19 protein-coding genes and 1 pseudogene are annotated in these 20049 nt (G+C 39.9%); 8 read left to right on the top strand and 12 right to left on the bottom strand.

The features are described 5' to 3' along the window. Positions 1-100: 100 nt before the first annotated feature. From AC2SLT_RS06175 to msrB, 8 genes are all read right to left on the bottom strand, one after another. Positions 101-1099: a KpsF/GutQ family sugar-phosphate isomerase gene (locus AC2SLT_RS06175; RefSeq protein ID WP_486546759.1), complete on the bottom strand. Its 999-nt coding sequence runs from the start codon at positions 1097-1099 to the stop codon at positions 101-103. A 224-nt stretch (positions 1100-1323) separates the two neighbouring features. Then, the gene (gene hfq / locus AC2SLT_RS06180; RefSeq protein WP_486546760.1) at positions 1324-1914 is read right to left on the bottom strand and encodes an RNA chaperone Hfq; all 591 of its coding nucleotides are present in this window, start codon (positions 1912-1914) and stop codon (positions 1324-1326) included. A 123-nt stretch (positions 1915-2037) separates the two neighbouring features. Further along, the gene (gene miaA, locus AC2SLT_RS06185) at positions 2038-3207 is read right to left on the bottom strand and encodes a tRNA (adenosine(37)-N6)-dimethylallyltransferase MiaA (protein ID WP_486546761.1); all 1170 of its coding nucleotides are present in this window, start codon (positions 3205-3207) and stop codon (positions 2038-2040) included. 4 nt (positions 3208-3211) lie between these two features. Next, positions 3212-5419 carry a DNA mismatch repair endonuclease MutL gene (mutL, locus tag AC2SLT_RS06190; RefSeq protein ID WP_486546762.1) on the bottom strand — a complete coding sequence of 736 codons (2208 nt, stop codon included), beginning with the start codon at positions 5417-5419 and terminating at the stop codon, positions 3212-3214. A 40-nt stretch (positions 5420-5459) separates the two neighbouring features. Then, entirely contained in the window at positions 5460-5951 is a 492-nt protein-coding gene (gene tsaE, locus AC2SLT_RS06195) for a tRNA (adenosine(37)-N6)-threonylcarbamoyltransferase complex ATPase subunit type 1 TsaE (protein ID WP_486546763.1), read from the bottom strand. Positions 5952-6080: 129 nt separating this feature from the next. Next, on the bottom strand, positions 6081-6674 hold the full coding sequence (locus tag AC2SLT_RS06200; protein ID WP_486546764.1) for a 6-pyruvoyl trahydropterin synthase family protein: 594 nt from the start codon (positions 6672-6674) through the stop codon (positions 6081-6083). 410 nt (positions 6675-7084) lie between these two features. Further along, the gene (locus tag AC2SLT_RS06205; protein ID WP_486546765.1) at positions 7085-7561 is read right to left on the bottom strand and encodes a glutathione peroxidase; all 477 of its coding nucleotides are present in this window, start codon (positions 7559-7561) and stop codon (positions 7085-7087) included. Between the two features lie 154 nt (positions 7562-7715). After that, positions 7716-8135, bottom strand: coding sequence for a peptide-methionine (R)-S-oxide reductase MsrB (gene msrB / locus AC2SLT_RS06210; protein WP_486546766.1), 420 nt, complete (start codon positions 8133-8135; stop codon positions 7716-7718). Between the two features lie 644 nt (positions 8136-8779). Here msrB and AC2SLT_RS06215 point away from each other — a divergent pair. After that, positions 8780-8953: pseudogene (locus AC2SLT_RS06215) on the top strand (helix-turn-helix domain-containing protein); the annotation flags it as partial. A gap of 258 nt (positions 8954-9211) precedes the next feature. Next, positions 9212-10483: an aminotransferase class I/II-fold pyridoxal phosphate-dependent enzyme gene (locus AC2SLT_RS06220; protein ID WP_486546830.1), complete on the top strand. Its 1272-nt coding sequence runs from the start codon at positions 9212-9214 to the stop codon at positions 10481-10483. A gap of 313 nt (positions 10484-10796) precedes the next feature. Here the strand turns inward: AC2SLT_RS06220 and AC2SLT_RS06225 are convergent, their stop codons facing one another. Then, the gene (locus AC2SLT_RS06225; RefSeq protein ID WP_486546767.1) at positions 10797-11366 is read right to left on the bottom strand and encodes a TFIIB-type zinc ribbon-containing protein; all 570 of its coding nucleotides are present in this window, start codon (positions 11364-11366) and stop codon (positions 10797-10799) included. Positions 11367-11549: 183 nt separating this feature from the next. Continuing rightward, positions 11550-13313, bottom strand: coding sequence for a glutamine--tRNA ligase/YqeY domain fusion protein (locus tag AC2SLT_RS06230; RefSeq protein WP_486546768.1), 1764 nt, complete (start codon positions 13311-13313; stop codon positions 11550-11552). A 421-nt stretch (positions 13314-13734) separates the two neighbouring features. Between AC2SLT_RS06230 and AC2SLT_RS06235 the strand changes: the two genes are divergently transcribed. After that, positions 13735-14247, top strand: coding sequence for a peptidylprolyl isomerase (locus tag AC2SLT_RS06235; RefSeq protein ID WP_486546831.1), 513 nt, complete (start codon positions 13735-13737; stop codon positions 14245-14247). A gap of 65 nt (positions 14248-14312) precedes the next feature. Beyond that, positions 14313-15284 carry a UDP-2,3-diacylglucosamine diphosphatase gene (locus tag AC2SLT_RS06240; protein ID WP_486546769.1) on the top strand — a complete coding sequence of 324 codons (972 nt, stop codon included), beginning with the start codon at positions 14313-14315 and terminating at the stop codon, positions 15282-15284. A 113-nt stretch (positions 15285-15397) separates the two neighbouring features. On the opposite strand, the gene orn is transcribed toward AC2SLT_RS06240, so the two are convergent. After that, positions 15398-15979, bottom strand: coding sequence for an oligoribonuclease (orn, locus tag AC2SLT_RS06245; protein ID WP_486546770.1), 582 nt, complete (start codon positions 15977-15979; stop codon positions 15398-15400). A gap of 456 nt (positions 15980-16435) precedes the next feature. Between orn and rsgA the strand changes: the two genes are divergently transcribed. The 4 genes from rsgA (at position 16436) to secB (ending at position 19142) form a co-directional block, all read left to right on the top strand. After that, complete coding sequence (rsgA, locus tag AC2SLT_RS06250) at positions 16436-17569, top strand: ribosome small subunit-dependent GTPase A (protein ID WP_486546771.1); 1134 nt, start codon at positions 16436-16438, stop codon at positions 17567-17569. 153 nt (positions 17570-17722) lie between these two features. Further along, positions 17723-18151: a rhodanese-like domain-containing protein gene (locus AC2SLT_RS06255; protein ID WP_486546832.1), complete on the top strand. Its 429-nt coding sequence runs from the start codon at positions 17723-17725 to the stop codon at positions 18149-18151. 156 nt (positions 18152-18307) lie between these two features. Then, positions 18308-18571, top strand: a complete 264-nt coding sequence (grxC, locus tag AC2SLT_RS06260; RefSeq protein WP_486546772.1) for a glutaredoxin 3 — start codon at positions 18308-18310, stop codon at positions 18569-18571. A gap of 121 nt (positions 18572-18692) precedes the next feature. Further along, positions 18693-19142 (top strand): protein-export chaperone SecB, encoded by a 450-nt coding sequence (gene secB, locus AC2SLT_RS06265; protein ID WP_486546773.1) that lies wholly within the window; start codon positions 18693-18695, stop codon positions 19140-19142. A gap of 123 nt (positions 19143-19265) precedes the next feature. Here the strand turns inward: secB and adk are convergent, their stop codons facing one another. Continuing rightward, positions 19266-19919, bottom strand: coding sequence for an adenylate kinase (gene adk / locus AC2SLT_RS06270; RefSeq protein WP_486546833.1), 654 nt, complete (start codon positions 19917-19919; stop codon positions 19266-19268). Positions 19920-20049 lie beyond the last annotated feature (130 nt).

Here is a 20049-nt window from a genome sequence, read left to right on the forward strand (position 1 = left end):
TTATAATACGTACTTACCCACATGATTCTATTATTGACAGGCATTTCAGAAGCTTTGCGAAACTTCTAAATTTATATAATCTTGTAGACCCTGTGAAGACTCAACTAACCCCAGCTTGAAGTAAGTCATGAATGGTAATCACTCCTTCTAAATGCTGTCTGTCATCGACTATCAGTAACTGATTGATAGATTTCTCATTCATCACACTAAGCGCATCTGATGCACGCAAGTCCTTTGAAACTTGCTTGGGGTTAGGTGTCATAATTTCCGACATAGGGGTATCTAAGTCGATGTGTTTTTCTAAAGCGCGTCTAAGGTCACCATCTGTAAAGATACCAATGACTTTTTGTTGACTGTCCACAACCACTGCCATACCCAGACGACCACTGGTCATTACAAACAGTGCCTGATGTAAACGGGTATCTTTAGAGACAATGGGTAACTCTAAATTTGTTTCCGCTTGATGCATTAAATCACTGACTCGCATTAATAACTTACGGCCTAAAGTGCCAGCAGGATGTGATAATGCAAAATCTTCAGAGGTAAAATGACGAGAGTGAACTAAGGCTACCGCTATGGCATCTCCTAGTGCTAAAGTAGCCGTTGTACTTGATGTAGGTGCTAAACCCAGTGGACACGCCTCTTCGAATGCACCTAAGGTTAAGGCAACATCAGCTGACTTAGGCAACATACCTCGTTTATCACGGCTAATACTAATTAGGGGAATCTTTAGGTGCTTCACAACAGGCAATAATGTCTTAATCTCATCAGATTCACCCGAATTTGATATCGCTAGCAGTACATCTCCTGAAACTAACATGCCCAAGTCACCATGCCCAGCTTCACCAGGATGCATAAAGAATGCAGGAGTGCCAGTAGAGGCGAAAGTCGCGGCTATTTTTCGTCCGATATGTCCTGATTTTCCCATACCGGTTACGACTACTCGACCTTGACAGTTTAGGATAAGCTCGCAGGCTTGTACGAACCGCTCATCCAACTGTTCAATTAAGAGCTCTAAAGCCTCTTGTTCGGTACGTATGGCGTCAATTGCATATTGAATATACTGTTCGGGTGGCGATGAAGAAGTAGAAGGTTTCATAGATAGCTAGGTCTGTAGTATATGATTAGGGGCATTACAACGGATAATAGTTTAGCATATTTCGCATCATTCAGATGCATTCAGACATGTCATCATAACTTTTAAATCGTAAAAAAACCTGCATTTCAGCAGGCATAAATATATAAAATTAATCTAAACATTCGTCATATGTATAAGCGATAAAATGAATCCCTAGAAAGAAAGAGCTAAATTAACTCTAATTTTTAATCATCGCCAAAGTCATCATTACTATCGTCATTATGATGGGGTTGTGTCGGGGCATCAAACCCACCCTTTTCAAAGCTACGTTCCTCAAAGCCACGTTGTGGACGGTTTGCACCAAATGTTCTATCAGAGTCAAACGATCGATCGCCTTCAAAACCGCGCTCTACACCAAAGCCACGCTCTTGGATAAAACCTCCACGCTCTTGATTAAACCCTCTATCTGAAAATCCGCTACGGTTAAAACCTGTACGCTTGCTTGCAAACCCACCTGGCTCAAAACCGGGCGCACCGCGCTCAAAACCACCAGATACCGCTGGCGTAGCGCCAAACCCACCTTGGTATCCAGCCACTGGCTTAGACCCACTTGTAGAGGCACTACTACTGCGTGGATTTCGAGCAGGAACGACGGTTGAAATAGCATGCTTGTACACCATCTGACTGACAGTGTTTTTGAGTAAGACAACGTATTGATCAAATGACTCAATTTGACCTTGTAATTTGATACCATTGACTAAAAAAATAGAGACTGGAATACGGTCTTTTCGCAAAGAATTCAAAAATGGATCTTGTAATGTTTGTCCCTTGGACATGAGGTGTCTCCTTAATTTTAATTTATTATAAGTGGATGACAATAATAATTAGGGTATTACTTATAATTATACTTTTAATGTATTTTCCAATAATAATTTACGTTTACTTACTAATTAACAACATTAAATATATGAAAGTAGATACTCTTTTGCGTCATTAATTGATTTAAATTGTTGAATAGACTTGTTTCTCGTTTCACTCAAAGGAGCATGATATATCTTACGATCCCTCTGTGAATCACTGCTATCAAGCGTATTGCTATCAAGTGAATTGTTATCGAATAAAGCAGGGTCTGAATGAGTTGCCACTAGGTTTCTAAGCCATGTAAACTGCCTTTTTGCAAGTTGCCTTGTCGCATATAATGCCTTATTTTTCATGTCTTGACAAGCAAGGTCAAGGTCGGCCGCCTCCCATTGATGCCCACTATTTTCAACAGCTCGATGAGATAATACCATCCTATCTGTCATAGGATGAGCCGTTTCGATTAAATAGTCAATTACCTGTCTGTACCCGACACAGCGCATCGATGGCATATCTGGTGATAAAGGATATTTTTTTAATAAAGAGATAACCTCATCAAAGAAGCCTTCCTCCCACATGAGTTGTAACCGTCGTTCAATGCGTTGATGTAGCCATTGCCTATCAGGCATGACAGCTACTCCAAGCCAGTATTGATCTGGATTATCTGATAGCACCTGTTTAGGAAGTTGTTGCCAATAGCTTAGAGGCTTACCTGTTTGTTTATACACCTCTACTGCACGCGTAATTCTTTGGGTGTCACCTTCAGGTAACCGCTGCGCGATGACAGGGTCGACGTCGGTCAAGTAGTTATGCAATACCTCAATGCCCGCTTGTTGGCGCCAAGACTCGACCTCTTCTCGTACCTCAATGTCTGTGTCTGGCACTGGAGACAACCCTGTAAACAGCGCCATATAATACATCATCGTACCACCAACCAATAACGGTATTTTGCCTCGGTTATGTATCTCCTCAATTAAACGCTCTACATCTGCGACAAAGTTTGCAACACTGTAAGTATCGGTAGGATCTATAATATCGACCAAATGATGTGGATATTGTTCCAGCTCTTCAGAGGTAGGTTTTGCCGTGCCAATATTCATGTCACGATAAATCAGCGCTGAATCCACTGAGACAATTTCAAATCGACCAGTATCGTAAAGCTCATAAGCCAAAGACGTTTTACCACTGGCTGTTGGCGCCATCAAGCAAACCACAGCATTATCTGGTAGCTTAGACTGACTTAGAGGCTTTATGCTCAAATTTGGACTCATTGTATTAAACTCTTTTGGATAAGCGAATATAGGGACTGGTTAACATCAACTCAATAAGTTGTTTAAAAGACATCTGAGTGAGGGCATAATCACTTAATTGCTGCTTCAAATTTGACGCCTTATTTGAGAATATCCTATTCTCATCATTAACTTTTTGATCTATTTGTCGTGTTTCTATATTTTCATTTTCACTTTTGTCATGCAAATGACGATGTTCCAGTTGACTCTGTTGAATATGAGATAAGAGTGCCATATTTATCCAATTAATTTTGTCAGTAATATCTGTGCACTGATAATAGTCATTGATGTCCATTGATTGATCACTTGAATCTGTTTCTAACCAATCTTCTAACAGCAGATCTTCTAGCAAAGTTTGCTCTTCAATCACAAACACATCGCTTTTATACTGTATTAAAACTAAATTAAAGCTAGCTTGAGCCTCTAGCTGATCTTCTGCATCACTTTCTATCTGAGCTTCTAGCTGAACTTCTACCTGAACTTCTAATAGGCGCTTTTGACACTGTTTGAATAAGTGTTCATTTAATTCACTATTTTGAATTAACTCACTACTTTGAATAATATAAAGGCATTGTGCTTGTGAGCCTGTATGTACTAAATTTGACTCATCTTGTTTGTTATTCACCCTATAATAATGACGTGTATACGGGTTATTAGGGTGCCTGTTTTCGAAGCTACTGTTTTGAAAGCTGCTGTTTTTAAAACTGCTTATCTCAAAGCCGCTTAATTCGGGATTATGGACATTTCTTGATTCTAATTCATGCCCCTCACCAGTCGCTAAATAAGGACGGTGGCCTTTTGACTGACCGTCAGGCTCATAAGGGGTATACGATTCATTTACCCCCATATTAACTTTGCCAGCGTTTTCTATACCTTTAGAATCAATGCTGTGTGTTAATGAGCTTTGTTGCAATGTGCTGTGTTTTAACGAGCTTTGCTGAGGGGTTAATGACGACGAGCTTCTAGACTGGCTAGATCTCGTATTGGATTGTTGCGATTGTCTTTTTTGCCACAGTTGTAGAGCATCTCTAACCCCCACTTCTAAATGAGCTGTAATGTTAGCAAGATTCTGAATTTTGATGCACTGTTTTGAAGGATGAACGTTTAAGTTAAGCCAGTCCTTGGGAAGATTAAAGAACAGCACATATCCTAAGCTGCTTATAGTATTAGTATTAGCATTGGTTTCACTAAACATTGTCATTGACGCACTCTCTCGCAAGCTTTGCGAAATACGTCTGTCTTTTACCAATCGCCCATTGATATATATCAGCTTGTAAGCTGGGTTAATAATAGGCACAACACTGGGAATTAAAAAGCCATTAATACCCAGCTGTTGACTCTCATAGTCAACTGCTCCGTGTGATTGCAAGCCTTCAAGACTTATATCAATTGGTTGTAGGTTAGTATCATCAAGTAAGTTAGCTTGCTGATGTGACCCCGGTAATACCGCTTTTAATCGAGCCAGCACAGATTGCATTAGCGCTGACTTTAGGACCTCTGGCTGACTCGTATCATGTCCATGGCTAATATGCTGGGCAATATCCGTTGGATGAATCGCCGTAAAATTATAACGGCGCTTGTCATTGTGCCAAAGACTAAAGCTGACATCACTTGCCACTAACGCCAACTGCTTGACCACCATTTCAATATGGGCGTATTCAGTAGAAATAGACTTTAAGTTCCCACGCCGCGCAGGAACATTAAAATATAAGTCTTTGACGGTTACTGTCGTCCCTTGAGGATGAACCACCGGTATAAGCTCTGGGGTATCCTCTAATATTCCAGCGACATTCAACTCTCGACCGATACCCTGATGGTCACAGCAACTTTTCAAGGTCATTCTCGACACCGCTGCGGTGGCTGCTAATGCCTCCCCTCGAAAGCCTAACGTCGCTATGCCTTGTAAGTGTGCCACATCTGCTATCTTGCTGGTAGCAAAGCGCGTTACCGCCATTATCATGTCATCCGGATGAATGCCACATCCATTATCAGCCACCTCTATAATACCCATGCCCCCTTGAGTAATGCGAATATCAATAGAGGTTGCCCCCGCATCAATCGCATTTTCAATCAGTTCTTTCACTACTGACGCGGGGCGAGTGACCACTTCACCTGCAGCCAGTTGATTGACCAGTAGCGGCGGCAGTTTTCTAATCCGATTATTGGTTTGAGCAGAGTTTTCGCTGACGGTCATTAGTTACTTATATCTTATTGTTAAGGGAGTTTTATATTTATTAGGAGCGCTTAATAGTGGAAGAGAATGATAGGTTGGCATAGTCTATCACCACCTCTCTTACCTCAGCCCCATCCTGTAGCGCCACTGTGATATTAATCGTCATGACTGGATCTGGTAGGTAGTCCTGTGCACGACTTGCCCACTCTATAATGACCAAAGCTTGAGGGTCATCAAGATACTCTTCAAAGCCAATAAAAGACAATTCCTCAGGATCTTGTAAACGGTATAAATCTGCATGATAGACACGTCTAATCAGTGGATTGGTAGACTGCGCTAGCTCATAAGGCTCCACTAACGTATAAGTGGGACTTTTAACCGATCCCTCATGACCCAGTGCTCTGAGCCAGTAACGGGTTAAGGTCGTTTTTCCTGCACCCAAGTCACCTGATAGCCAGACACTCCCGCTTAAAGAGGACGTTGCTAATCGTTTGGCAAGTGCTTGCGTATCAGCCTCAGATTTTAAAATTAGGGTTTCAGTTTGGTTTGCCATATTACTTTGGTCACGAATCCATAAAATGAAGTTTATTAATAAAAGGGTTGAGCTTAAGGGTTGAAGCAAAAAAGACAGTTAAAACGGGTTAAACAAAAAGAGCGAGAACAAGATTGATGTGAAAAGAGGTCATTTTACTTGTAGAGTTACTTCTGGATTCTCAAAGCACTCGCCAGCGATAAGCTTATCGTACATTTTTGGATCATGCCACTCTTGACGTACTTGCTCGCTAAACTCAAACTGCTCTAATTGCAATTTACCCATATGTTCATTAGCAACATCTTCAGCGAAACACTGCGCGTATCCGGTTGCCGTTTCATGAGCAATGACCGAATACACCGATACATCTGCTTCCCCATTGGCCATTTTGGTTTGATTTAAAATACTTTGTGCCCAAAAAAATATAATTCGTGAGAACTGCTCAGCAGATGGAGAAACAGGCAGGCTGATCCAACGTGCACTAAATTTTTTGCACATTGCAATGTACTCTGGATCGTCTTTATTCCAAAAACAAATCGCATGATCAAAGCTGTCAATGATATCTTTTATAGATGATTTCAATAACCCAAAGTCATAGACCATCTGCCCATTGTCCAATCTATCGGCTTGCAATATCAGTTCAATTTGATAGCTATGACCATGTATTGAACGCTTACATCTATCTGAACTGCAGTTACGCACGATATGTGCGTTTTCGAATTTAAAAAGCTTACGTATACGCATGAATATTCCCACTACGACTAAAAATATTTGAACCAAATCTAGAGATTAACCTATCGAGTCAGGTAAGTCCAAACGCAATAAATCAAACGCTACAATACAATAGATTCAGCGAGCTTAACTAAAAACTGACAATGATAGGTTATTTTATAGAAAAGGCATTACTATCTGCTATAAGCATAGTTTAACACTATAGACAACAAACAAAATGGATAACACAATGCAGTGTTACCCATTTCTAATCAGAATAACAATAAGATCTCATTATTAATATTAAACGTTAATTGAGCGTTAACATAGTTGAGCACTAAATTGTAATCAGCAATCAATTAGGGGTCATATCGCTTATTAAAATTATAAAAGTTATTAAGGTTGTACACCATTTATTATAACGCTTACAGATTTCATAACGCTCATAAAAGCTTAATAATATCTGCCTCAATCGCTTCAGGCTTAGTTGTTGGGGCATACCGATCTATAACGTTACCGTCACGACTAATTAAGAATTTAGTAAAATTCCACTTAATACCATCGGTTAAAAAGCCGCCTTCTTGCTTCTTAAGCCAAGTATAAATAGGGTGCTCATTTTTACCATTGACGTCTACTTTCTCCATCATAAGAAAACTAACGCCATAATTTTTTTGACAAAATGCCCCAATCTCTTCGTTGCTACCCGGATCTTGAGCGCCAAATTGATTGCAAGGGAAGCCAATAACCACCAAGCCCTGATCTTTATACTGCTCGTGCAATTTCTCAAGCCCTTCAAATTGTGGGGTGAACCCGCACTTACTGGCCGTATTGACTATTAACAAGACCTTATCTTTAAAGGTACTAAACTCAACTGGCTTACCGTTTAAGTCATTGGCACTAAAATCATAAATACTCGTCATAATTCTTCCTTGATAGCGGTTAACTTAAGAATGTATGTATTATCTCGTTAATTAATTCATTAAAAGTTAAGAGATTAAAATGGGGTAATGATGTCTGTAATCTAAAATATTGTCTGTCGTCTAAGTCGATAGCTATTTAATCAAAAGCAAAAAACTACTTGTCATCTAAGCCTATGGCTACTGAATTGATACAATAACGAAGACCCGTCGTCTCTTTAGGTCCATCAGGGAACACATGACCTAAGTGACCGCCACAGTTGCTACAAGTCACTTCTACTCGGCGCATACCATGTGACGTATCTAAATGCTCATCTACCGCCGACTCATCCAATGTGGCATCAAAACTTGGCCAACCACAACCCGAATCAAACTTATTGTTCGAATCAAATAATTTGGCGCCACACCCTTTACAACGATACACCCCTTTTTCACTCATGTCATTATGAATACCGGTAAAGGGACGTTCGGTACCTTTTTGACGCAATACGGCATACTCTTCATCAGTCAGACGATCTCGCCAATCTGCTTCCGTTAGTTGTGCAATTTCTTCTTTGGTGAGCTGTGAATCTTGCATATTTTATCCTTAATGTGCCATTTTTACTCAGTCGTGTTTTGGCTCAAATATCATTACTTCAAAGCCTAAGTCAGTATTTCAAAAACCTAATATGTAGACTTGAATAACCATATGTCATTTGACCTGATATTAATTTATGAAGTGTTTTAATAAGTTATTTAATTATGCGGTTTAATAATAGTTATTCAAAGGATTAACCTAATCTACTTACCAAAAAGATAGCAAAGATTACATAACCTTAACTTATCTCAGTTTAATAAATTCAAGGTACCTTATTAAACATGCGTTATCTAGTAATCGGATTGCATAAAATCGAGTTATTTAATAATCGAGTTATCAAATACAGTTTGAATTTATAGTTAGAATTTAGATTCACAAAAAAAATGAACCAAATCAAAATAAAAATATAAGCACTAGCATAAATGCAAGTTATACTTGCATAAATATAAATTACATATAAAATCAAAATGCAATAATATCTTGCATTAAAGCAAACTCTTTTAGTAAACTATCTGGCATATTAGACCTTTATGAAAACCATACTATTTACAATTCATTTATTTCGTTTACGTTTTTAAGTCAGAACACCCGCAAAAAAACTAAATTTAATAGTCCATTTCGTTTAAGCAAAGTGAATCTAAATAATGAGTGAGCAATTAGAACATAAATCCCAAGGCGAACGGCTCAATAAATTGCGTAAAGCGAAAGGGCTGACCGCAGAGCAGCTTGCCAATGCCATGACGGAGGCTGGCTCTAAAGTCAGCCGTGGCGCCATCTCTAACTGGGAACGGGGTATTAATGGAATCGTTTCTTCAAAACTGCCGACCTTGGCCAAAATTTTAGGCTGTAGCGAAGGCTACTTATTGCGTGGTGAGAACACGGAGGTTAAATCAGATTATGAGCAATCTGACTTAGTTCAAAAAGATCAAGAACGCGCTCCTAACCCTAATCGTGTGAAAAGTGTAGACCAACCCCATTCAAAACACTCTGACCAGTTGAATCAGTCATACCAGAACCCTCAAGCAACTAGCCATCACAACACTTCTCCTATTTCATCAAGTATAAGCGATAGTACCATGACCCTTCCAACATCCCCACTTAACCGTAATCCTCTTAAAAAATCTGAAAAACTGCAAAATGTTTGTTATGACATCCGTGGCCCATTACTTAAAACTGCGATGCAGATGGAGGCTCAAGGGCAGCGAATCTTAAAGCTAAATGTCGGCAATCCTGCTCCGTTTAATCTTGAAGCACCGCATGAGATCCTACAAGATGTAGCATTGAACTTGCATAAAGCGACGGGCTATTCTGATTCACAAGGTATCTTCTCAGCTCGAAAAGCCATCTTACAATATTATCAATCAAAAGGCTTGTTATCGGCAGTCGATGTGCGTGATGTCTATCTGGGTAACGGGGTATCAGAGTTAATTGTTATGACCATGCAGGCCTTGATGAATGATGGGGATGAGGTCTTAATACCTATCCCTGATTATCCATTGTGGACTGCGGCCGCAAACCTCGCTGGCGGAACGGCAGTCCACTACCGCTGTAATGAAGAGAATAATTGGCAACCTGATATTGAGGATATTCGCTCAAAAATTACTGATAAAACCCGCGGCATCGTTGTGATAAATCCAAACAATCCAACGGGTGCTTTGTATTCTAATGAAGTACTTTTAGAGATTATTAAGCTTGCTCGCGAGCATGACTTAGTGCTGATGGCAGATGAGATATATGATCGTATTCTTTATGATGATGTGGTACACACCCCGTTGTGTACGTTGGCTCAAGATGTGCTCATCTTAACTTACAATGGCTTATCCAAGTCACACCGTATTGCAGGCTTTCGCGCAGGTTGGCTCATGTTATCAGGTAACAAGGAGCATGCCAGCGACTTTATTGAAGGCTTGGATATGTTAGCATCGATGCGCTTATGTGCCAACGTGCCAGCTCAATATGCGATTCAGACAGCAGTCGGTGGCTATCAAAGTATGCAAGAGTTGACCTCTGAATCAGGGCGTCTGTATAAGCAACGCCAATTAGCGGTCGAACGCTTAAATGCCATCCCTGGTGTTTCGTGCACCATGCCACAAGGGGCATTTTATTGCTTCCCAAAAATAGACCTTGATATTTATCCTATTGAAGATGATATGAAGCTAATGATGGACATGCTCATTGAAGAAAAAGTATTGATGGTCCAAGGTACTGGCTTTAATTGGGACAGGCCAGACCACTTTAGAGTAGTATTTTTACCAAATTTATTAGACTTAGAAAATGCCATGGATCGATTAGATCGCTTCTTTGCCAATAAACGCAAACAGTATGGTACAGAAGCCATTGCAAGCTAATTAACGTCATAGAAACATCTAGTAAATATAGACTAGAGTCTGTATTGATAAACCAACATTATCCTTATTCTCAACTATTAACGCAAGCTGTGGCTTTAGCCCAGTATTTTTGATTAAAGGTCTTGATCTGATGGGTTAAATGAACCAGCCTACTCTGAATTTTAATAAGTTTCGAGCGGGGTAACATTAGCAAAAGTTAGGCTAAGCGGCAGGGGTCACTTAGCCTAACAATCGCTTAGTCTAATAAACGGTTAATAAATCAATACACTTTTTTTCTACTCATAGCTACGATCTTAATTGCTGCATTTAACTATTATAATTGCCTTTCAGTTAAATAGTGCAATATCTCATTCTTATTAGGACGAGTCACCAGCCACTGCGCAAACGCTTCTGCTTTATCAAAGTCTTCACCTAATTTTTTTTGATATAAGCGTTTAAAGTTATTTTCACGCTCCTCAGCTTTTAAACGATTTTGCCAAGGGTCACTGATAACCTTAGTGAGTTTATTTTGCATTTTAAGATACTTAAGAAGTTGCCACTCTCCCTTGTCTAACCAAATATCATTACAAGTGTGGCAAACATTGATGGTGTTTTCATGTTCATTATCCATCAAATATTTAAGCGTATACCTACCACATCCCTGACAAATCAATGCGCCATCGGTGTTTTCTACTTCCATAAAATTAAACTCTGCAGGAAGTTCGGGCTTTCTTTGTCTTAGATTATTTATATGATTGATGGTTTGCTCTTCTAGCCATTCAGAATATGCAGAAAGATAGACATGCACACCATTACAAGTACGACATTTTAAAGCCTCTAAGCTACCATCGAGTAACGTGGGCTGTAAGGTATCCGTTTTACATTTATAGCAGTTCAATTGCATGAGATTTCCAATTTCCATATCTGTTATGTATAGAATACACGAAATGACGCTTAAGTATAAAAAAACCCACCTCTAAATTTAGAAATGGGTCTTTTGAGTGTTTGAATGTCAACTTACCTAATATCGAAACTTGAAATTAACCTTTCAAGGAAGTACCTACCATCTCTTCAGATAACGTCCTTACTATTCAGGTTTAAAGCTGTCTCGTAAAGTGACGGTACGGTTAAACACCGGCTTATCACTGTTGTGTTCAACTGCATCAGAGACAAAATAACCTTCACGTTCAAACTGGAAACGCGTTCCAGGTTCAGCATTTGCAAGAGACGGTTCAACCACCGCATCTAACTCAATTAACGAATCAGCATTTAAGGCATCATGCACATCGTCCACGGCACCAGGGTTATCGACACTAAATAAATGCTCATACAGACGAACTTTAGCAGGAATACCTTGATCGGCTGATACCCAGTGAATGACGCCTTTTACCTTACGGTCTTCAGGGTTATTACCTAAGGTGGTCTTATCAATAGTTGCTTTTAGCTCAACCACATTACCAGCGTCATCTAACACATGCTCTGTCACCGCAAGCACATAAGTATTGCGTAAGCGAATTTCAGACTTTTCTGGAGATAAGCGTTTATAGCCTTTTGGCGGCTCAAGCTCGTAATCGCTCTGATCAATATAGATGGTCTGCGTAAACGGTATTTCACGCTCTCCCATATCGATATTAGGATGGTTTGGCTGAGTAAGCCATAACGTTTTATTGGCATCATCCCAGCGCGCATTGACGCTATCTGCCTTTAAGCTTTCCCACTCACTCACTGCCTCTTCGAAGTTAGTAATGGTGACTTTTAGGGGTCTCAATACAGCCATCCCGCGAGCGGTAGTATTCTCTAAAGACTGCCGAATACTAAACTCAAGTAAACGAAAATCGACAACACTGTCCGCCTTGGTGACACCAACACGATCACAGAAGTCGCGAAGACCTTCAGGCGTATAGCCACGACGACGCATACCCGCGATAGTCGGCATACGCGGATCATCCCAACCTGTCACAACACCTTCATCGACCAGTTGCTTCAATTTACGTTTACTGGTCAAGGTATGATCAACATTTAAACGGCTAAACTCATATTGATGCGGCGGCAAGTCAAAGCCGATCTTCTCAATTGCCCAATCATAAAAAGGACGATGATCTTCAAACTCTAAGGTACATAGAGAATGGGTTACCCCCTCTATCGCATCTGATAACGGATGCGCATAGTCATACATCGGATAGATGCACCATTTATCGCCCGTTTGATGATGGGTTTGCTTCATGACGCGGTAAATAACAGGATCACGCATATTCATATTGGGGCTTGCCATATCAATTTTGGCACGTAACACTGCTTCACCTTCTGCATAATGACCGTTTTTCATATCTTCAAAGCGTTGTAGGTTTTCTGCTACGCTTGCATCTCGCTGAGGCGATGGTTTTCCCGGTTCATTAAACGAGCCACGGTTTTCTTTGATTTGCTCAGGCGTCTGTAAGTCAACGTAAGCATCGCCTTGCTCAATTAATTTAATGGCCCACGCATACAACTGGTCAAAATATCCAGACGCATGATGTGGCTCACCGCCCCATTCAAAGCCTAACCATGTCACATCATTTTCGATATTATCGAGGTAATCCTGTTTTTCTGCTGTGGGATTGGTATCATCAAAGCGCAAATTACAAACACCGCCAAACTCTTGCGCCACACCAAAGTTTAAACAAATAGACTTCACATGACCTAAATGCAAATAACCGTTTGGTTCGGGCGGGAAACGAGTGACAATCTGTTTATATTTATCTTGAGACAGATCTTCTCGAATAATATGACGAATAAAATCGTTTTTTTGATCGTCAGTATGTGCCGCTGCATCACTAACTGTATTATTGGCTTTATTATTGTTACTGCTCATTCAACTACTTCTCCTATGATAAAACCTGGTTAACCTATTATACTTTTGCCATAATTGCCATAATTTTGACCCATTCTATCAGGTTTACCAAATTCTGTAACAGCTAGACACATGACAACCTAAAAAAAAGAGGTTAGACTGACTAAAATTTTGATTATCCCGATTTGATCCCGATTCGATTGACTCGAATTTAAATCAACTAAGAAACGGGTCATTGGGTCGATAATATCTATAATTAGGTTGATTAATAAATTTTCATACCCATCTAAATGTGCAAGGAATTATTGTGAAATCTAGCCAAACACTTAAAACGATAGGATATGGTAGTTTGATATTGCCATTATTTTTAATGGGTTGTACCAATACTACGTCAACTCAAACGCCTAACACCACTATAAATAAACAAACTAAGGAAACACAAATGAGCGATATGCCAGTAGTTCAACTTAATACCTCAATGGGTGAGATCGTTATTGAGCTTAACAAAGAAAAAGCACCAAAAACGGTCGATAACTTCGTCTCATATGTTAAATCAGGTCAATATGATGGCACTATCTTCCATCGTGTTATTCCTAACTTTATGATTCAAGGTGGCGGGATGGACGCTGAGATGAATGAAAAGCCTACCAAAGCTCCTATCGAAAATGAAGCAGACAACGGTCTTAAAAATGACGAAGGTACGATTGCTATGGCACGTACTCAAGACCCTCATTCAGCGACCAGCCAATTTTTTATTAACACCACAGACAACGCTTTCCTAAACCATTCGGGTAAAAATATGCAAGGTTGGGGCTACACCGTATTTGGTAAAGTAACGAGTGGCATGGATGTGGTTAAGAAAATTGAAAGCGTCCCAACGGGCCGCTTTGGTATGCATGCTGATGTACCAAAAGAGCCTGTTATCATTAATTCTGCCGTCATGGTCGATGAATAATCGCTGTTTCCCGAGATAAACTATTTAAGAGCTGTTTAAGGTAATTAACGGAATAAGTCATAATAATGAATGACCAAGATGTCAGTACGACACTTCAACAGTATACCCACTTGATCACCACTCGCCCGCACGATATCACTCGAGTGGTGATCAGTGATTTACATTTGTCTGCCGACGAGCCTGCTTTAGTGCAGGCTTTTTTGGCTTTACTCGATGACTTAGTGGCACTGCCCAACCTTACCGAGCTATATATATTAGGCGACTGGTTTGATGCTTGGATTGGTGATGATGCCTATTTGACGCTCTCTGACTCTGAAAAACAAAGCCACTGGCTTACCCCGTTGATACATAAATTGACCCAGCTTACGGCTAAAAGTTGCCAAATTTTTGTCATGCATGGCAATCGCGACTTTCTAATTGGACAGCCTTTTTGTGATGCGTTTGGTGGCCAATTAATCTCTGAGCCTTATTTGATAAAGACGGGAGGATGTACCTTTCGCCTTGAGCATGGCGATGCCCTTTGTACTGATGATAAAGCTTATCAACGATTCCGTAAGATTATGCGTCAGCCCATTGTTCAATGGCTCATCCTCAAAAAGTCTTTAGACAAACGATTGGCACTGGCAAAACGTATTCGGCAACAAAGTGCACAGGGCAAATTGACCAAATCTATGACCATTATGGATGTCAATCAACCAGCGGTTCACAAAGCATTACAACAGGCCGACGGCTTATTACATGGTCATACCCATCGTCCAGCGATACACCCCGTTCGTCAAAATAGTGACAGCCCGGCAAAGTCACAAGATGAGATGCCTACATTAGATCAAAACGATGATTCTTTAACCAAAATACGATACGTTTTGGGGGATTGGCGGGTGCTAAATAGGTCGGGCTCAACCGAACAGGTGGAAGCTGTTATCGGAATCTTTATACATACTGAGCAAGCTTCTGCTCGCCACTCAATTTCTAGAAGTCTTGTAGATATTAATAAGACTGAAAACTTCCAATTGGTAACCTTTCAGTTTCCAGTCTAGAGGCTATTTATTAAACGTCTGTCTTTTTTTAACTCTGAGTTTTTAATTCTTCGGTTTTAATTCTGCGTAAGACTTAATATTTATGAAAAGCATCACTTATAAAAGCATCACTGTTAATCGAGCAGTTTAAAAAAGTGCTGACGATAATGCTTAAGCTCACGAATTGAATCTCGAATATCATCCATGGCTAAGTGACTGCCTGTTTTTTCAACGCCTTTTAGGATATCGGGGCGCCAGCGATAGCATAGCTCTTTAATAGAGGACACATCCAAATTCCGATAATGGAAGAACTTCTCTAATTGCGGCATCTGCCGTGCTAAAAAGCGGCGGTCTTGGCAAATAGAATTACCACACATTGGCGATTTTCCTTCATCTACCCATTTGCTTAAAAAGGCGATGGTTTCTTTTTCGGCTTCCTCTAGAGTGACACTACTCCGACGTACTCTATCTATTAAGCCAGACTGACCATGCTGTTTGGTATTCCAGTCATCCATCCCATTTAACTTTTGATCAGATACTTTAATCGCAAATACGGGACCTTCTGCCAATACATTTAAATCTTCATCTGTCACTATTGTCGCAATTTCAATAATATCGTCATTCATAGTATCCAATCCGGTCATTTCAAGATCAATCCAGATTAGACCTTTCTTACCTTGATTTTTAATTCTGATTTTATTGGGGTGATCACTCATATTTTTTCCTAAACAACTTGTAATACCGATTTATTGATAATACCCTTTTTTTAAATCAACCTATCTTTATTAAACACGCTTTGCCTATAAATATTAGGTTAAGGCAATTGACGCTCGGTAGATTAACTCTTAAAAACGGTAAATAATTAAATTAAATTCTAAAAACGTTCTTGACGTTATACACATTCAAAAAAGCGTATAGAGGCTATAAAAATCAAAGCCTATGTTAACAAATTTAAATACATTCGCAGCAACTATTACTGACATGGATGTCTTAAACTGTGACTATATTGTACACTCTACTATTTAATTTTATTCTATTAAGTAAACGATATCCTATTAAGCAATGATTGGTTGCTATTATAAACATGAAAAATGAATAAACATGAATGGACCACTTACTAATTTATACCAACCCTTTTTTGAACGTAATTTAAACAAAGGTAAACCATTTATATGGCTTTAATAAGACAACGTAAACTCACCAAACAACAATTAAGACGCATCGACAAACAGCAGGCTGAGCAACAAGAATCGCTTGACGGGAGTCTAATGGACGGGGTTGTCATGGCCCATTATGGCAAACAGCTGGAAGTACAAGTGACTTCCCTGCCCGCTATTATACCGGATCCACCGAGTGTCGCTGACGGTGATCCCGAGCCGTTTTGGCAGTCTATCGAATTGGGTGATATTTGGCGTTGTCATGTGCGTACCAACTTACCGATGATTGCGACTGGCGATAAAGTACGCTGGGTGGCAGACCCCAATACTGGATTTGGTCGTATAGAATCGGTGCAACCGAGAACCTCTTTAATTTCACGTCCTGATCGCTACCATAAGTTAAAACCGGTCGCTGCCAATGTGGATATTCTGGCAATTGTCTTTGCGCCTTTGCCTGCTGCTGCCCCCACTTTAATAGACCGTTATTTAGTCGTTTGTCACCATGCTGACGTACAGCCATTATTGGTGCTAAACAAAGCCGATTTATTATCGATAGAAAGCTATGCCTTTACCGAACAGTTATTAACCGATTACCAAAAACTTGGCTATGATACTGTGTTAACTTCTGCACCCTGCCCCGAGAATATTTTACAGTCTGATTATAATACCAAACGTACGACAGACGTAGAGCCTGCGCTCGGGTTGAATCATTTACAACGACACATTAAAGATAAGTTGGTCATATTCGCTGGACAATCAGGTGTGGGAAAAAGCACGCTTGTCAACGCGCTACTTCCTAACTCTGACCAAAGTGTTAATATCATTTCCACCAACTCAAAGCTTGGTCAGCATACCACGACGACCAGTCGACTATTGCCCTTTAATCCAGAAAATTTAACACAAGGCGGTATTGTCGATACGCCTGGCATTCGAGAATATGGCATTTGGCATCTAACCCCTGATGACATTGTAGCGGGATTTGTTGAGCTATATCCGCTCGCAGGCGATTGTCAATTTCGTGATTGTAGACATACCCATAACAGCAAAGGCTGTGCATTATGGGCAGCCGTTGCGGAGGGTAAAGTGCTACAGCGTCGTGTCGAAAGTTTGGTTACTTTGCAAGCAGAGGCGGATACGCCAAGTTATTAATGACGATACTGGGTTTAATGACATCGTAACCCCTTATTATCCACTTAATTAATATAGTCGGTTAATGCATTCCTAACGTTATCACGTTATAATATTCGTCATTAAAATTTTTATTGGAGAAGTGTTTTGTCACTAGATCGTTGGTTTGAATTTATGGGGCACCACCCTTTTTTATTCGGTATTTTGGCTGTCCTTATTGTATTGTTTTTTACGCTAGAAAATAGACGTAGTGGAAAAAAAGTCTCCCCCAATACGCTTGGGACTATGGTGAACTCGCAAAACGCAAAGATTATTGATATTCGTAGCAAAAAGAAATTCGAAACGGGCTACATCCCAGGTAGTCGTAACATACCTTTTACTCAGCTTAAAGACCACTTAACTGAGATTCAAGCCATTGAAGAACCTGTCGTGATTGTCTGTGATATGGGTGTACAAGCAGGCGCTGCTGTACAATTAATCAGTAAGCCCAACGTCTATCGTTTAGAAGGTGGTATTGGTGGCTGGCAAGCGGCAGGTATGCCTTTAGTTGGCGGTCCGAAGAAAAAAGGTAAAACCATCGATGGCAAAGCTAAAGCTCGTTAAGACTTTTAGTTAGAAGATTTTATAACGGCTTTTTTTATTCATCGTTTTACAACCTTATCACTTACCTTATCAATTAATAGCTCTTTGAATGAGTACACTTTCAACTAACAAGCTTTAAATTAGTACCCTTTTAATTAATAACCATAAGGAACCTTTATGACTGCTACAGTTACCGTTTATACCACGCCAATTTGCCCATATTGCTCAAATGCTAAACAACTTTTGAAATCGAAAGATGTCGCTTATGAAGAAATCGGCATGCACGATATCAGCTCTGATGAACGCATGGCATTAATGAAGAAAACCAATAATTATAGAACGGTGCCACAGATCTTTATTGGTGACACTTTCATTGGTGGGTTTGATGAACTCAATGCGCTAAATCAAAGTGGTAAACTTGACGAAATGCTTAACGCTTAATTTTTAAGCCTAAGATTTTATATCTTAGGATGTTTCAATTAAGCATTAGTGCTTATTCAATACAAATTAAGTGAGCATCTAAACTATCATTAACGACAAACATTAATTAAGGACAACGATTATGGCAGAACAACAAGCACAGCCTCAACTTGCTCTAGAACGCATCTACGTAAAAGATATGTCTCTTGAAGTACCTGGAGCTGAAGTATTTACTAAAGAATGGCAACCAGAGCTTGATATCAACTTAGCGACTAATGCTGAAAAACTTGACGACGATCATTATCAAGTGGTTTTAACGGTTACTGTAAACGCTAAAAACTCAAATGAACCAGCATTTATCGCTGAAGTTCATCAAGCGGGTATTTTCTTAATCAAAGACATTCCAGAAGATCAAATTGGCCAAATTTTAGGTGCTTATTGCCCTAATATCTTGTTCCCTTATGCCCGTGAAGTGATTAGTGACATCGTGACTCGTGGTAGCTTCCCTCAGCTATTATTAGCCCCTGTCAACTTTGATCAGGCTTATGCTCAAAGCCAACAGCAAGCCGCTGATGGTCAAGGAAACGCTTAATCGTTTCAGTGCTTATAACATAAGATATTTGATAGCTTAAAATTAACAAACCTCGATTCATAGGAATCGAGGTTTTTTTGACTGTTCACCACTCAAGAATATTTTAACACTCAAGGTTCAAAATCAGCCTTTTAATGACGTTAAGATTTTTTCTTTAACCACATCAATATCTTGAGTCCCATCGAACTGATGATACTTAGGGGCATTAACATCTTTTTGAGCTTTTTGCTGATAAAAATCTACCAAGGTAGAAGTCTGTTCATGATAAGTAGAAAGACGCTCTCGAATGGTCTCTTCTTTATCATCTTCACGCTGTATCAAAGGTTCACCCGTTACATCATCCACACCTTCTTGTTTAGGTGGATTGTATTTAAGGTGATACACACGTCCAGACCCTGGATGCTGACGACGGCCTGATAAGCGAGAAACGATTTCGTCGTCTGGCACACTAATTTCAACCACATGATCAATATCAACGCCCGCATCAACGAGCGCTTCTGCTTGAGGAATAGTGCGTGGAAAACCGTCAAATATACAGCCATTAACACAATCTGGCTTAGATATGCGTTCTTTTACCAGATTGATAATCAAATCATCTGATACTAAGCCACCTGCCTTCATGATGCTCTCTGCTTTTTTACCTAACTCAGAGCCTTCTTTAATAGCTGCACGAAGCATATCGCCGGTTGATATCTGTGGTATATCAAACTCTTTAGATATAAATTGCGCTTGGGTGCCTTTACCTGCCCCTGGAGGCCCTAGCAAAATAATACGCATCATAGTTATAATCCTCTTTAATTATGGAGATGAAAATAGTCATCCTTAAAAATATCAAAACTGCTTAAATAACTGCTTTAATAGGTATCACCCAAGACATTTAATGGGGTTTTATTTAAGGGTCATATAA

The organism is Psychrobacter sp. CX18 (genome assembly GCF_057396215.1).